Here is a 14,759-nt window from a genome sequence, read left to right on the forward strand (position 1 = left end):
ATAATCAAGCAAAGCAAAATATTATAAATATATCAATTACCTTGCTCAAAAAGTCTGGCATTATATACCCAAGTAACCTCAAGATGCTTTTTCAGCGAGAATATATTGGCTTCTGATCAAGGCACTGATTTGAAGCCATAGTCATTCTACGGTAAGAATCAGTAACACAGAGCAGGAGCCAATATAACTCGCCCTTCGGGAGCGCATCAAGATGCCCATTTCTGTGTCAGATAACTTTGAAAGGGGGTGCCATTCCTACAGTTATCTTCCTTGAACTGAACATCTTGATGCAGCTCTGAATCCTGTATCTTGAGGTCACTTGAGTATAATGAGCTGATATCTAAAAAAGTTTGTCCCGTGATAAGTTCAGGTCAGTTTTGCCGTTTTCAACCGACTAATTACCCTAATGGTAACCAGTGAAAACTATGATTGGAAAAATATTCCGGCAAAACAGCCAGACAGCATTTGCAGCAACCAATATCAAAGCCATAATTAACTTACACGCTCTATCTGGAGACCTCTCGTGCATTTAAGCCCCAACGACACTAACCATTATCGATACCTGACACTGGATAATGGTCTGCGTGTATTGCTCGTACAGGATGATCATGCACAGAAAGCTGCCGCGGCGCTTGCCGTGAATGTAGGACATTTTGATGATCCTGCTGATAGGCAGGGTCTGGCTCACTACCTTGAGCATATGCTGTTTCTAGGCACCAGCAAGTATCCCAAAATAGGTGAGTTTCAAAATTTTACCAGCCAGCATGGCGGACATAATAACGCCTGGACAGGCACAGAACACACCTGCTATTTCTTTGATATTTCTCCCAATGCTTTTGAGCAGGCACTGGACAGGTTCAGTCAGTTTTTTAATGCCCCGCTGTTTAACCCTGAAGCTCTGGATAAAGAACGGCAGGCGGTTGATTCCGAGTATCAACTTAAACTAAATGACGATACCCGTCGCCTTTATCAGGTTCATAAAGAGGTGGTAAACCCAAAACACCCCTTCAGTAAATTTTCTGTCGGCAACAAAGAGACTCTGGCAGACAGAAATAACAGCACTATTCGTCAGGAAATAGTTCAGTTTTACCAGCAGCATTATTCTGCTGATCTTATGACTCTGACCCTGATTACCCCGTTTGTTCTGGATAAACAAGAGAGCTGGGTATTATCCCGTTTTGCATCAATACAGAACAAGCAGCTGGCCAATAAGGCTATTTCAGAGCCTCTGCTCAGACCTGATGATAAATCCATCTACGTATCGGTAGAGCCGGTAAAAGAGACCCGCAAACTGATTATCGCTTTCCAGTTTCCCAATATGGATAACGAGTACAGCAGCAAACCACTTTCCTATTTCGCCCATTTGATAGGGGCAGAGGGCAAGGGAAGCCTGATGCTCTATCTGAAGGAGAAAGGCTGGATCACCTCTCTTGCTGCCGGTGGCGGGATCAGCGGCAGCAACTTCCGCGAATTTACCGTCAACATTAACCTTACCTGTGAAGGTATCAATCAGCGTGATGAGATAATCAGTGCGCTATTTGAATATATAGAGTTGATCCGGCAGCAAGGTTTCGACGAATGGCGCTTCAGGGAAAAACAAGCCGTTCTGGAATCAGCATTCCGCTTTCAGGAAAAAGCGCGTCAGATGGATCTGGCCAGTCATCTGGTGATGAACCTACAGTATTACCCTCAACAGGATGTTATCTACGGCGATTACAAAATGACAGACTATAACGAGGAGAAGTTAAAGTCCCTGATTGAGAATCTAGTCCCGGAAAATGCGCGCGTCACCTTTATCGCCAAAGGTCAGGCATACAATCAGACATCTAAATGGTACTTTACTCCCTACTCTGTTGAGCCGTTTACCGAACAACAGCTGCAAATGTGGCGTAATCCCAAGCCTAATCAAGAACTGGCACTGCCAGAAAAAAATCCGTTTATCTGTTATGAGCTTGACCCGTCAGAGATAGAAAGAGAGTCACAAACACCGGAACTGATTGAAGAGTTGCCCGGTTTCAGGCTGTGGCACCTGCAAGAAACTGAGTTCAGAGTACCTAAAGGCGTGGTCTATATTGCTATCGATAGCCCCCATGCGGTCTCTACCGCCAGAAAGATCGTTAAGATGCGTCTCTGTGTCGAGATGTTCCTCGACAGCCTGACCCAGCAAACCTATCCGGCTGAGATTGCAGGTATGGGTTATAACCTCTATGCCCATCAGGGAGGCGTTACCCTCTCTATTTCCGGCTTTAGCCAGAAACAGCCTGAACTGCTCAATATGATTCTGGAGCAATTTGCGGCGCGGGAGTTTAACCAACAGCGGTTTAACACTATTAAAAACCAGATGCTGAGAAACTGGAGAAATGCCGCCAAAGACAGGCCGATTTCGCAGCTTTTCAATGCCATGACGGGAATTTTGCAACCTAACAACCCGCCTCATCCGGCATTAATCGAAGCATTGGAGTCTATTGAAGTCGACGAGCTGCCTTCATTTGTTGATGCCGTTATTGCAGAGCTTCATATTGAGATGTTTGTTTACGGTGACTGGCAAAGAGAGAATGCCCTTGCACTGGCAAATACCCTAAAAGACGCCATGCGGGTTAAGAACCAGCAGTATGAAGAGTCATTACGACCTTTAGTGATGCTGGGCAACTCAGGTACCTATCAGAGAGAGGTGCTCTGCAATCAGGACGACTCGGCTATTGTTGTCTACTATCAGTCTCCCGATTGTGAGGCGAAAAGTATTGCTCTGTATACGCTGGCTAACCATTTAATGTCTGCCTCATTTTTTAATCAGGTCAGAACCAAACAGCAACTCGGTTATATGGTGGGAACCGGCAATATGCCTCTCAACCGCCATCCGGGCCTGATTCTCTATGTCCAGTCACCGAAAGCTGCGCCTAAAGAGCTGCTATCGGCCATCGATGAATTTCTGAATGCTTTTTATCTGGTGCTGCTGGAGCTGAGTGAAAGTCAATGGAACAGCAGTAAGCAAGGTCTTTGGAACCAGATCGCCGCGCCTGATAATAATCTCAGGGGCAGGGCTCAACGTTTCTGGGTGGCAATCGGCAATAAAGACCTCACTTTTGATCAGCGTGAGCAGGTTCTTGATCAGATTAATCAACTGAGCCGGGCAGATATGATTCGCTTTGTCGTTAATACTCTTAAGCCCAGAACGGCAAACCGTCTGATTATGCACTCAAGGGGCAATAAACATCTGGACTCTGCCCCCCTTACTGAAGGGAATGAAATCGGCAGTATTGATGAATTTCAGTTAAGACCTAAGGATGTCGAACTCGGCTAGTTTTGATTTAGCCCCATTAAACAAAAGGCCAGCTCAGGTATTACACTGAACTGGCCTTTTTCTTTAACAATAAGCCTCTATTTATAGAAAGAGTCGCCTTTCTCGTAACGAGTCAGCAAACCATCACATGGTGCAAAACGATCGCCATGTTTCTGGGCATACTCCTGCATCAGTTCCACTAGCGCCTTGATACCTATCTGATCCATATACTTAAACGGACCGCCCAGGAATGGCGGGAAGCCGATACCAAAGATGGCACCAATATCTCCGTCTCGCGGACTGCGGATAATACCCTCATCCAGACAGCGGACAGCTTCATTCAGCATAGGAAGAACACACTTCAGGGCAAGTTGCTCCTTGTCCTGCGAAGCAACCGGCTCCAGGTTCAGCAGTTTGTAAACCGACTTGTCTACCTGTTTCTTCTTACCCTTATAGGTGTAGAAACCTTTACCACTCTTGCGACCTTTTCTGCCGTCATTTAGCAGGGTATCGAATACATCCGGTCCCTGAAAACGCTCACCCAGTTCATTTACAAGAATTGGTATTATTTTTGCGCCAATATCAACACCGACTTCATCCAGTAGTGTTATCGGACCGACCGGAAAACCGAAATCCAGCAGAGCATTATCCAGCTCTTCTATCGGCTCTGAAGCCAGCAGCAAACGAGCAGCTTCATTCATATATGGTGCGAGTATGCGGTTGACATAGAAACCAGCGCTGTCTTTAACAACGATAGGTGTTTTGCCTTGCTTACGGGCAAAGTTAACTACGGTAGCTATTGTCTCATCTGACGTAGTTTTATGGGGAATCACTTCAACCAACGGCATTTTCTCTACCGGGCTAAAATAATGCAGACCCACCACATTCTCAGGACGCTCTGCCTGTTCAGCAATTTTATGAATAGGCAAAGAAGAAGTATTTGTGGCGAAAACCGTCTCTTTACCGGTATTCTGCTCGATATCTGCGACCATCTTCTGCTTAAGGTCGAGATCTTCGAATACCGCTTCTACCACCAAATCAACGGATTGATAGGTAGTAAAGTCTGTACCACCGGAAAGCTGCATCATCTTCTGCTGCACACCAGCTTTAGATAGGATGCGACGCTTGCGCTGTTTCTCAAATAGCTTGTAGTTATAGTTCAGGGCATTAAGTACCCCGTCATTGGAGACGTCTTTTATACGAACCGGTACTTTGGCTTTCGCCACGCTAACATGGCTGATACCGGCGCCCATTAAGCCGCCACCAAGTACTCCTACACGGTTAACCTGCGCTGGTTTTGCATCGGAGCCGTTATCTTTCTTCATCTCAGTGGTGGCAAAAAAGATGGATCTCAGCGCCTGAGATTCCGTTGTCATCACCAGCTTGCCGAACTGCTGCGCTTCATAAGCCAGACCTTTATCCAGCCCTTTTTCCAGACCGTGACGAATGACATCTAAAATGGCTTTAGTTGCAGGATAGTTACCACGGGTTTTCTGCTCTGTTTTCTTGGCAGCCTGATCGAAAATCACTTTTCTGCCCAGACCATTTCGTGAAATCAGCTTCTCTTTACCCGTGGTTTTCAGTTTACGTTTAGGCTTTTGTGCAAACTGAGCCGCTATCTCCAGCAGAATACTGTTTGGTACACTTGCATCTACCAGCCCTAATTTCAGGGCTTTTTTCGCCCGCAGCTGTTTACCCGTCAGAATTAGGTCAAAGGAAGGCAGCAAGCCAATCAGTCTCGGCAACCTTTGAGTTCCCCCCGAACCCGGCAACAAGCCAAGCTGAACTTCCGGCAACCCTAAGCGGGTTTTATCGTCATCAGAACAAACACGATAGTCACAGGCCAAAGCGAACTCTAGGCCACCACCGAGACAGACACCATGAATAGCAGAAACAACCGGAAACTTAAGTGCTGAAATCCGGTTAAATACTTGCTGGCCTTTTGCTGCCAGCGCTTCCGCTTCCTCTGCAGACTGGCAGGCGTCCAGCATTTTTACATCGGCACCGGCAATAAAGTTATCGGCCTTACCGGAGTGAATTACCAGCCCCTTTATCCCCCGCTCATTCGTTTCGAATTCTTCCAGCAGCCCTTCCATCTCTTCAATCAGGTCTGCTCGCAGAACATTCATCTTCTCATCGCTGACATCAATAGAAAGCCAGCCAATCTTGTTATCATCAATATTTAACTGTAGTGATTTACTCTGGCTCATTATTCAACCTCCAGTACCATTGCTGCCCCCAACCCACCGGCTGCACAAGCTGTATTCAGTGCCAGACCGCCTCCGCGACGTTTTAGCTCTCTGAGAGTCTGTACCATCATTCTGGCACCAGTGGCCGCGAACGGGTGGCCATAGGCAATTGAACTGCCCAGAACGTTAAATTTATCCATATCGATTTCGCCGATGGCTTTGGAGCGACCCAGCTTTTCCTGAGCAAACTTATCACTGGCAAACATTTTTACATTTGCCAGAGTCTGAGCAGCAAAAGCTTCATGCATCTCAATCAGATCCAGATCTGACAGCGTAATTCCAGCTCTGTCCAAAGCAACGGGGGTAGCGTAAGAAGGGCCCATCAACATATCTTGTTCAACCTGATTAGCAGAAAATGCGTAAGAGCGGATATAACCCAGTACATCTAAACCAAGTTCTTTCGCTCTTCCTTCACGCATTATCAACACGGCTGCTGCACCGTCGGTTAACGGTGTACTATTTGCTGCGGTAACGGTACCGAACTTGCGGTCAAAAGCAGGGCGCAGTTTTGCATAACTCTCAATTGAGGAGTCGTGGCGGATATTATTGTCCTCATCAATCCACTGCTTATAAGGTTCAGGGAAAGCCGTCATGACTTCATCACGGATCTTGCCCTCTCTCCATGCCTGTGATGCTAACGAGTGTGAACGATGAGCGAGTTCGTCTTGCTGCAGACGGGTAATAGCATAGGTTTTAGCCATCTGTTCAGCGGTTTGACCCATCGACAAGCCAGTGGAGTACTCTGCTACGGCAGGAGGAACTGGCGCCAAATCCTTCAATGACAAGCTTCGGGCAATTTTGATTTTTTTACTTAATGTTTTCGCTTTGCTCAGCGCCAGTAAACCAGCGGCCAGTTTCTTTGACACCCCAATAGGCAACACAGACGAAGAGTCCGCACCGCCGGCAATACCAATATCAATGGTTCCGGCCATAATACTCTCAGCAACATTTACTGAAGCCTGAAAACTGGTTGCACACGCTCTGGTCACACTATAGGCATCAGTCGCCACATTCATGCCTGTGCCAAGCACTATCTCTCTGGCGATGTTCGGCGCCTCAGGCATTTGCACCACCTGCCCGTAAACCACTTGCTCAACCAGCTTAGGGTCAATATCCGTTCGTGACAGTAGTTCGCTCACGACCATCTTGCCCATATCTACTGCCGGCACCTTACTGAACTCTGTACTTTGGCGCGCAAATGGTGTGCGCAAACCGGACACAATGGCGATACGCTCACCAGAGCCGGTCCTGACGTCTTGTCTGCTCATTTTTTCTCCTTTGCCTTAGAGGTCTGACCATCACCATTGTAACGATAATGTTACAATTTTCAAACGCCCGTTTAATAAATTACGGTATTTAAGACGCTAATTTAGAAAAAACTAGAAAAGAATGAAATAGTTAGCTTGTACTATACATCTGAATGGGTATGGATTGTCGGCGGGAAAATGTGTAAATTATGCTAGATTTCTTAGAAAAATAAGCAAAAAAAAACCACACTATACGGTGTGGTTGGAATCTTTATAAAACAATTAACTTACGCCAATTGAAAATAATCAGTTTCCTGATTAGGAGAAAGTAAAGTCAGCCTTCAAAAGGAAGTGTCATCTTGCTCAACATACTAGCTCAGAGAGCTAGCCAGATGACAGGGTTACTATAACCCGATACAGACATAAAATTTTGAAGTAGATCAATTTATTGTTGATTTTACCATTACCATGTACGGCAAAAGGGCAAACGGAGGCTCATGTGTCGATAATTAATCTTTTTGGAAAGAAAAAGGCAAACAGTCCGGTCAACTCTGACATGGACAAACAAAGGAAATACGAATCTCTTGTTCGTGCTTATCATAAAGACCTTTTTCGCTACGCCTATTGGCTATGCAAAGACAAGTCGATAGCCGAAGATCTTGTTCAGGAAACCTGCCTAAGGGCATGGAAATCTCTGGACAGCCTTCAGGATGAAAAAGCCGCTAAATCCTGGCTTATCACCATCCTGAGAAGAGAGAATGCAAGACGATTCGAAAGGAAGCAGCTGGAATTAGTAGATATCGATGACTATGGCAGCGAAGCTAAAGTCAGTGATGATGCTCATCACCAGCAAAAATGGATTCAGGCGCAGATAATGAAACTCGAAGTAGAATACAGAGAGCCACTTTTTCTGCAGGTCGTAGGTGGGTTTAGCGGAGAAGAGATTGGTAATATTCTGGATCTCAATAAAAACACCGTAATGACACGACTATTCAGAGCAAGAAATCAACTGAAAGAAATGATTGATTCATCAGAAAACGACATGGGGCTGAAAAATGGATGATCTAGAATTTCGTCGTCGAATACTTTCAGAGCCAAAGTATCGCGACAGTGAAATAAATGACGTAATCAACCTTTCGGAAGCCAATAGCAAATTTGCCGATGAGATTCTGAGTCTTGATGCTCAAATTGAACAAGCAATGAAAGTTGACGTTCCGGACGATCTCGCCGATCGCATCTTGTTTAAGCAGAATGCTCAGTCGGAGAGTAAATCTTTTACTAAACAGATGCTGGCAATGGCTGCATCCGTAGCATTTGCAGCTGGCGTGTTAATAGGCCAGATTAACTGGGCACCACTTGTTGTCAGTCCGGCTTATGCCAGCCTGGCGGATACCGCTGTCCAACATGTGATTGATGAGTCGCCTTTTACTAACCGACTGGATGAGAAGGTAAGTTCGAAGCAAGTTAACGCTAAATTACAGCCATTTGCCTACGAGTTTACCGAAAGTTTTCCATATCATGTTTATTATCTAAACCATTGTGGTTTCGGAAATTCTAATGCCCTTCATATGGTGTTTCAGGGTGAAAAAGGACGTATCACCATGTTTGTTACCAATATAAAATCAGAGCAAGCCGTTGATTTTAATGAAGATAACATGTCAGGGACGGTAGTTCCTATTGAGAACTCAAGTATGATTCTGGTAGGCGAGAAAGACGAAAACATTAATAAAATTGCCAGTAACCTTTCCTCCATCATAAAACCTATACTTTAGTATATAGAGCCCCTATACCGTATAGGGGCTTTTTAACATTTTTTAAACAACCGTTTAGAGTCAATACTCTAAAACCATCAAAATTACCCCACAATCATGTAAGATACCCACCAGTTTTGCTAATTTCTCTGCATTTTAGCTAATGGTCGGATTTCTCGTCGTTATAATAGCAATTACTATCAGCCACAAAACAGAGCAAAAGCTCGATTCTATCGCCCAAAGAGGCGAATTTTACAAAAGGGAAATACTAATGAATAAATCGCGTCTGTTTAAAAAGTCGATTATTGCAGCGACTGTCGCTCTTGCCTCTCAGCAAGCTCTAGCTGCCGGCTTCCAGTTAAACGCTCAATCTGCAACCGGCCTTGGCCGTGCATTTGCCGGTGATGCTGTTATCGCAGATAACGCATCTGTAATGGCCCGTAACTCAGCGGCTATGGCTCTTTTTGACGAAACGTCTCTTTCACTGGGTTTTGAATCTATTACTTCAAAAATTAAAGTAAAAGATGCTAAATACACTGTAAATGTAGGTGCCGGAGCGGGCACATACGACTCCAATGAAAGCGATGCTGGTGCAACTTCAATCGCACCTAATATCCACGTTATTGTACCTATAGATGACAAATGGGCTGTAGGTGTTAATGCATATTCTAATTTTGGTACGCGTACTGATTTCAGCAGCAGCTTCGTTGGTTCAGAGTATGGTGGCAAAACTGAAATCGTTAGTATGAACATTGGTACAGCTGCATCATATCGTATTGATGAACAGTGGAGTATTGGCGCCGGACTGGACTTCATCTACGGAAAAGGAACTCTAAAGAGAGATCGTAGTGTACAGCTTGGTGGAACAAACGCAGTAGATGTCAAAGATGCTGACGGTTGGGGAGTAGGCTTTAATGTAGGTGGTGTTTATGAAATGGATGAAAATAACCGTTTCGGCCTGGCATATCGTTATAGCCCGACGATCGAAGCCAAAGATGGAAGCCAGAAAATCAAGCTGCCTCTTCCTGATATTGCTGAGTTCTCAGGCTTCCACAAGCTAGAAAATACTGATTTTGCGGTTCACTATAGTTTCCAGTATATCGGATGGAAAGCGTTCGATAAGCTAACTCTTAACGGAAATACCCTTAAGGACTACAACTGGAAAAATGCCTATCATATCTCTCTAGGCGGTACTTACTATCTTAACAAAGACTGGACACTACGTGCTGGTTATATGTTCGATGAGTCAGCTCAGGATAAAACAACTTCTTTCTCAGTACCTGATTCAGATCGTCAGTGGTTCTCAGCAGGATTTACTTACCACCTAACTGAGAAATCAAACGTAGACTTCGGATTCACTTATTTGCTAGGTCAAGATGTTAACGTATCTGAAAGCTCAAACCTACCAAACACCAATATTGTTGCTTCAACAATGACGGGTAAAACTCACGCAGATGCAATCCTGATGGGTCTTCAATATAGCCGTAGCTTCTAATAAGCTGCTATAGCAATAATGTAATAAAGGGCCGGTTTTCCGGCCCTTTTGCTATTCTACTTTCTTATTCCACTCAGTTTTCGGCGTACACTTGTATCTGTTTCCAGTCTTTTCACAACACAATTGTAAGCTGAAATCTTATGTGGTCAGACCACAAAAGCAGTTTAAATCACTAGATAGACGGCAAATCTAAGTAATTAATTCCAAATACACGCTATATTAACGCTTCGATTATTAAAGCAATTACTCTAATCATAAAATATTGCACCGTAAATCATATATTAATTTAAGATTAAGCGAACAATATAATGAAAACGAATAAAACTCTTATCTCTCTTGCTATTTCAGGTGGGTTATTGGCAGCAAGTGGTAGTGCCTCTGCAGCAGGCTTTCAGCTTGCAGAATACTCAGCGACAGGCCTAGGCCGCGCATACGCAGGTGAAGCTGCAATGGCGGATAATGCCAGCTCACAATGGCGTAACCCGGCAATGCTAACTTACCTTGAGGGCACTCAGCTTTCTTTAGGTGCTATCTATGTTGATCCAAATATTGACGCTAAAGGCACAGTAACTCAAGGCACTAGCTATGCCGTTGATTCAAATGATTATGCTGATGATGCTGTTATTCCTAATGCCTATATTTCTCATCAGTTTAACGATCAGTACTTCGCAGGCTTTGCTCTATCTTCAAACTATGGAATGAAAACCGATCTAGGTTCTGACTATGCTGCCAGCCACTTTGGTAATAAAGCTGAAGTAAAAACCATGGAGGCCAACCTAAACCTTGGCTATAAGCTTACCGAAGCCGTTAGCTTAGGTGGTGGTATACGTTATATTGTTGCAGAAGGTCATTTTGGTGCAGCAGCGCCATCTCATGTTCCTGGTATAGGTGGTTCGACTCTAAAATATATGGAAGGTGATACCACTGACTGGGGTTGGCAAATTGGTACAGCATGGCAGATTAATCCAGATCATCGTATTGGTATTACCTATAAGTCCGAAGTAGATTTAAATCTAAAAGGTAAAGCAAATGGAATCGGATTCAGGTCAGTAACTCCATCAGGCAGTACTGTTCCAGGGAGCCTACCACTAACCTTACCAGCTACAGCCGAAGTTGCTACATACCACCAGCTAACGGATAAATTTGCTATCCATACCAGCTTTAACTGGACTGACTGGAGTAGCTTTGAAAAATTAGAAGCAAATCTAGGTAGCTTTGGGAAAGACGTTGTTAAGGAAGAGAAATGGGAAGACAATTATCGTTTTGCCATTGGTACAACTTATAAGTACAACTCTAAATGGTTAGTACGTTCTGGAGTGGCTTATGATACTTCAGCTGTTAGCGATAAATATCGTTCTGCTACCATTCCAGAAACAGACCGCATTTGGCTAAGCTTGGGGGCTGGTTACCAGTGGTCCGAACAATTAAACCTTGATGCTGGCTTTACCTATATTTTTGCTAAAGATGCAAGTATAGATGAACCTAGAGATTCCTCTGACAATCTAGCCGCAGGTATCGGTGGGACATTTAAAGGTGAAACATCAGGAAATGTAATTATCTTTGGTGTACAAGCCAGCTATAAATTTTAATTAATCCGATAATGCTATTACCAGTAGTAATAGGTTTAAATTAATAAGGGGGCTTGTTAGCCCCCTCTTGTTTATCTGTTAATCTTTACTCTTTTTCCAGATAGTCATCTAAGAAATCCTCTTCTTCCTCGTCTGGCTGCTCATCATCTTCAATCTGAGCCTTAAAGTTCTGGCGTTGAATATAGACATCACGGGCAAAAATATAGGAATCAGGTGATGCCTCAAGCATAGGCTCCTGTGACACCAGTGCAGCCCGGCTTTCCATTCCCTGAAAAATCCATTTACTTAATGCGCCCCAGAAGTTGAGATAAGAGAGTGGCTGATAAAGAGTATCTACCGCATCAGTTGCATCTCTTGCTGTGGCTGGGCCGTAGGCCGGCAGAACAACATATGGGCCATTTCCTACCCCATAGTGCCCGACAACATCACTAAAAGAGCGGGTCTCTTCCTCTACCACACCACCCGCACCAGCAACATCGAACAAGCCGAAAATACCAAAAATAGTGTTAATCCAGAAACGGTTAAAGTGAGTTAACGCCTGCTTACCATTCCCCATCAACATATCGTTGACCATACTGGATGGTTCATCGAGGTTTGAAAAGAAGTTGGAAATACCGGAACGCACGGGGGTCGGCGTGTAATCTACGTACGCCAGAGAAACAGGACGGACAATATAAGGATCCAGATAGTTGTAGTTAAAGTCCCACATGGTGCGGTTAAAGCCCTCAAAGGGATCGCTGGGTCCATTAACATCAGTTTCGTTGTCCGGGACAGATGAACAACCCACAACGGCCATTGCAAGCAGCAAAGAAAATAAAGGTTTTAAACGGCTAACAGTCATCGAAAAACTTATCCATAAGAAAAATAAAGGCTGGATAAACCAGCCTTTAATTACCAGTGATGTATTAATACTGTTTATCGATGGATAATGCAACTGGTTTACCCAGCTCTACCACCGGACTTTGACCATACCAGTCACCCTCTTTGGTGGCGACATTACCATCAATATCAACCCTGACTTTCACTAATATGGTTTTAAGGCTGGAAAGGCTCTGTCCTTCTATCATTACATTACCGTCATCCAACACGACAGTTCTTGGGAATGAGCCCAGCGGGAATCGTGCTGCCGCCATTGGAATAGGTGAACCATTACCATCATGTACCGAAACAATCAGAGAAGCGTTGTCAGGAAGCTGAGCACTGTCACTCAATGATATAGTCACCGGAACATTAATATCAGATACAAGTTTACCAAGCGCTTTCTCGGCATTGCTGATGCTTCTTTCCAGCATATTGTAACGGTTATCTTCCGGCCCAATTAGTTTCTGCATAGTGCGCCAGTAACGAATAGCTTCTGTGTACTCCTGACGCTGATATGAGTCAAACGCCAGCAGGGAATAAACCCGTAAGTCCACATAGTTGTTCTGAATCAGACCAATAAGTAACGAACGTGCCAGACTATGTTCAGCGTCATCCTGAGACATCATCATCGCTTGTGCATAGCCCAGCTGTGCATCCGGATCGTCTGGCTTAAGAGTATAAGCACGTTTCATGGCACCTGTTGCTGTAGAACCATCACGATTAGCCAGAGCAATACGGCCAAGCAACAGCCAGCCAGCAGAGTCTTTCGGCTGGTAGTGCAGCCTTGTTCTCAGGGCAAGTGTCAGATCAGCCATCTCTTCATCGGTCAGGCTCTCTCCTTCCGGAGCCATCAGTTTCTTAGTCAAAGCGGGTAACTGGCCGTTAATATCCTGCCAGTGAGTCACCTCTTCCATTGCGCCAAACTTAAAATAAAGCAGGAAGCTGACAGCAACTACCAGAACAAAAGACGGAATAAACACCTGCATAGGTGAAAACGAGGAAACGCCTTTTTGCTTCTCATCTGACGGAATATCATCCAGAAGAGACAGTTTAAGATCCTGAATCAGCTCATCACTGTCAGATACAACCCCTTCCGATGCCTCTTCTTCAAGCTCTTCAAGTCTGTCTTTATAAAACGCTTTGTTAAGCTCATCACGACGGGCGTCATCATCAAAACTCTGCTTGCGGAAAAGCGGAAGTGCGATAAATACCGCAGACGCAGCCAGAAGAATAATTGCGGAAATCCAGAAAGTCGTCATTATTTCTTATCTCCGTTCTCTTCTTTCAGTAGCTCTTTTAAGCGTTTCTCTTTATCTTTATCCCATTCAGCTTCTTTTACCGCTTTGGCGGATTTCTTACGGCCGTTAATAACAATAATGCTGAACCCAATCAGGATCACCGCTAAAGGTCCAAGCCAAAGTATAGCGGTTGCCGCCGTTACCGGAGGATCATAAGTAACAAAGTTACCGTAGCGGTCAATCATATAATCAACGATCTCATCAGAAGACTTCCCTTCTTTGGTCATCTCATACACTTTTACCCGCAGATCTTTTGCCAGCTCAGCATTGGAATCACTAATGGTATTGTTCTGACACTTAGGGCAACGAAGCGTCTGGCTCAGCTCTTTAAACTGCTGCTCCTGATCTTCGTTGTCGAACTCATACACATCAATAGCAGCCGAAGCAGTAAGAGAAAATAGCAGTGCAGTAAAACCAGTTAACAGTAGTTTTCTCATGACTTGCCCTCCTCAATCATCTGAAGATAAAGAGGTTCCAGGGTCTCAGCCCAGTTACGCGGATTCACATCACCTACATGGCGATAGCGGATAACACCATTAGCATCGATAAGGTAAGTCTCCGGCGCACCGTAAACACCTAAATCAAGACCAAGCATGCCGTCACCATCGAAAAGGCTGATCAGGTATGGGTTACCTAAATCATTTAACCACCCCGTAGCTTTAACACGGTCATCTTTATAGTTAAGGCCGATAATCTTAACACCACGCTCTGCCAGCTGATTAAGATACTGGTGCTCTGCGTAACAGGTAGGACACCATGTTGCCCATACGTTCAGCAGTAAAGGCTCGCCTTTAAAGATGGCCTGATCGTACAGCTTACCCGGCTCAGCCAAGTCTTCCAGACGAAACTCAGGTACTTCTTTACCAATCAAAACAGATTCAAGCTTAGTCGGATCATCACCTTCAGCATTACGGAATAGCTGAGAAGCCAAAGGGATCGCCATTATCAAAAATAGCACTAACGGTATAAACAATACTTTCTTATTCATA

Annotated in this window: 11 protein-coding genes; 5 read left to right on the forward strand and 6 right to left on the reverse strand. The window is 44.6% G+C overall.

Translation table 11 applies throughout. The features are described from left to right. Positions 1–523: 523 nt before the first annotated feature. Complete coding sequence (locus PK654_RS11290) at positions 524–3,301, forward strand: insulinase family protein (RefSeq protein ID WP_271695894.1); 2,778 nt, start codon at positions 524–526, stop codon at positions 3,299–3,301. A gap of 77 nt (positions 3,302–3,378) precedes the next feature. Here the strand turns inward: PK654_RS11290 and fadJ are convergent, their stop codons facing one another. Together fadJ and fadI are read right to left on the reverse strand one after the other, a co-directional pair. Further along, positions 3,379–5,490, reverse strand: coding sequence for a fatty acid oxidation complex subunit alpha FadJ (fadJ, locus tag PK654_RS11295; RefSeq protein ID WP_271695895.1), 2,112 nt, complete (start codon positions 5,488–5,490; stop codon positions 3,379–3,381). Continuing rightward, positions 5,490–6,797 carry an acetyl-CoA C-acyltransferase FadI gene (gene fadI / locus PK654_RS11300; RefSeq protein ID WP_271695896.1) on the reverse strand — a complete coding sequence of 436 codons (1,308 nt, stop codon included), beginning with the start codon at positions 6,795–6,797 and terminating at the stop codon, positions 5,490–5,492. Before fadI ends, fadJ begins: the two co-directional genes overlap by 1 nt. Before the next feature lie 535 nt (positions 6,798–7,332). On the opposite strand from fadI, the gene PK654_RS11305 reads away from it, so the two are divergent. From PK654_RS11305 to PK654_RS11320, 4 genes are all read left to right on the forward strand, one after another. After that, positions 7,333–7,839 carry a sigma-70 family RNA polymerase sigma factor gene (locus PK654_RS11305; RefSeq protein ID WP_271698861.1) on the forward strand — a complete coding sequence of 169 codons (507 nt, stop codon included), beginning with the start codon at positions 7,333–7,335 and terminating at the stop codon, positions 7,837–7,839. Next, the gene (locus PK654_RS11310; protein ID WP_271695897.1) at positions 7,832–8,548 is read left to right on the forward strand and encodes a DUF3379 family protein; all 717 of its coding nucleotides are present in this window, start codon (positions 7,832–7,834) and stop codon (positions 8,546–8,548) included. Before PK654_RS11305 ends, PK654_RS11310 begins: the two co-directional genes overlap by 8 nt. Before the next feature lie 244 nt (positions 8,549–8,792). Next, complete coding sequence (locus PK654_RS11315; RefSeq protein WP_271698862.1) at positions 8,793–10,022, forward strand: outer membrane protein transport protein; 1,230 nt, start codon at positions 8,793–8,795, stop codon at positions 10,020–10,022. A 308-nt stretch (positions 10,023–10,330) separates the two neighbouring features. Then, the gene (locus PK654_RS11320) at positions 10,331–11,611 is read left to right on the forward strand and encodes an outer membrane protein transport protein (RefSeq protein ID WP_271695898.1); all 1,281 of its coding nucleotides are present in this window, start codon (positions 10,331–10,333) and stop codon (positions 11,609–11,611) included. Positions 11,612–11,696: 85 nt separating this feature from the next. On the opposite strand, the gene PK654_RS11325 is transcribed toward PK654_RS11320, so the two are convergent. The 4 genes from PK654_RS11325 to PK654_RS11340 all read right to left on the reverse strand — a co-directional run bounded on the left by PK654_RS11325 (position 11,697) and on the right by PK654_RS11340 (position 14,758). Next, on the reverse strand, positions 11,697–12,452 hold the full coding sequence (locus tag PK654_RS11325; protein ID WP_271695899.1) for an MlaA family lipoprotein: 756 nt from the start codon (positions 12,450–12,452) through the stop codon (positions 11,697–11,699). 64 nt (positions 12,453–12,516) lie between these two features. Continuing rightward, the gene (gene ccmI / locus PK654_RS11330) at positions 12,517–13,731 is read right to left on the reverse strand and encodes a c-type cytochrome biogenesis protein CcmI (protein ID WP_271695900.1); all 1,215 of its coding nucleotides are present in this window, start codon (positions 13,729–13,731) and stop codon (positions 12,517–12,519) included. After that, on the reverse strand, positions 13,731–14,207 hold the full coding sequence (locus tag PK654_RS11335; protein ID WP_271695901.1) for a cytochrome c-type biogenesis protein: 477 nt from the start codon (positions 14,205–14,207) through the stop codon (positions 13,731–13,733). Before PK654_RS11335 ends, ccmI begins: the two co-directional genes overlap by 1 nt. After that, positions 14,204–14,758 (reverse strand): DsbE family thiol:disulfide interchange protein, encoded by a 555-nt coding sequence (locus PK654_RS11340; RefSeq protein WP_271695902.1) that lies wholly within the window; start codon positions 14,756–14,758, stop codon positions 14,204–14,206. The genes PK654_RS11335 and PK654_RS11340 overlap by 4 nt, the downstream gene beginning before the upstream one ends. Position 14,759: the final 1 nt, after the last annotated feature.

This window comes from Vibrio sp. SCSIO 43137, from assembly GCF_028201475.1.
In the GTDB taxonomy this organism is placed as follows: domain Bacteria; phylum Pseudomonadota; class Gammaproteobacteria; order Enterobacterales; family Vibrionaceae; genus Vibrio.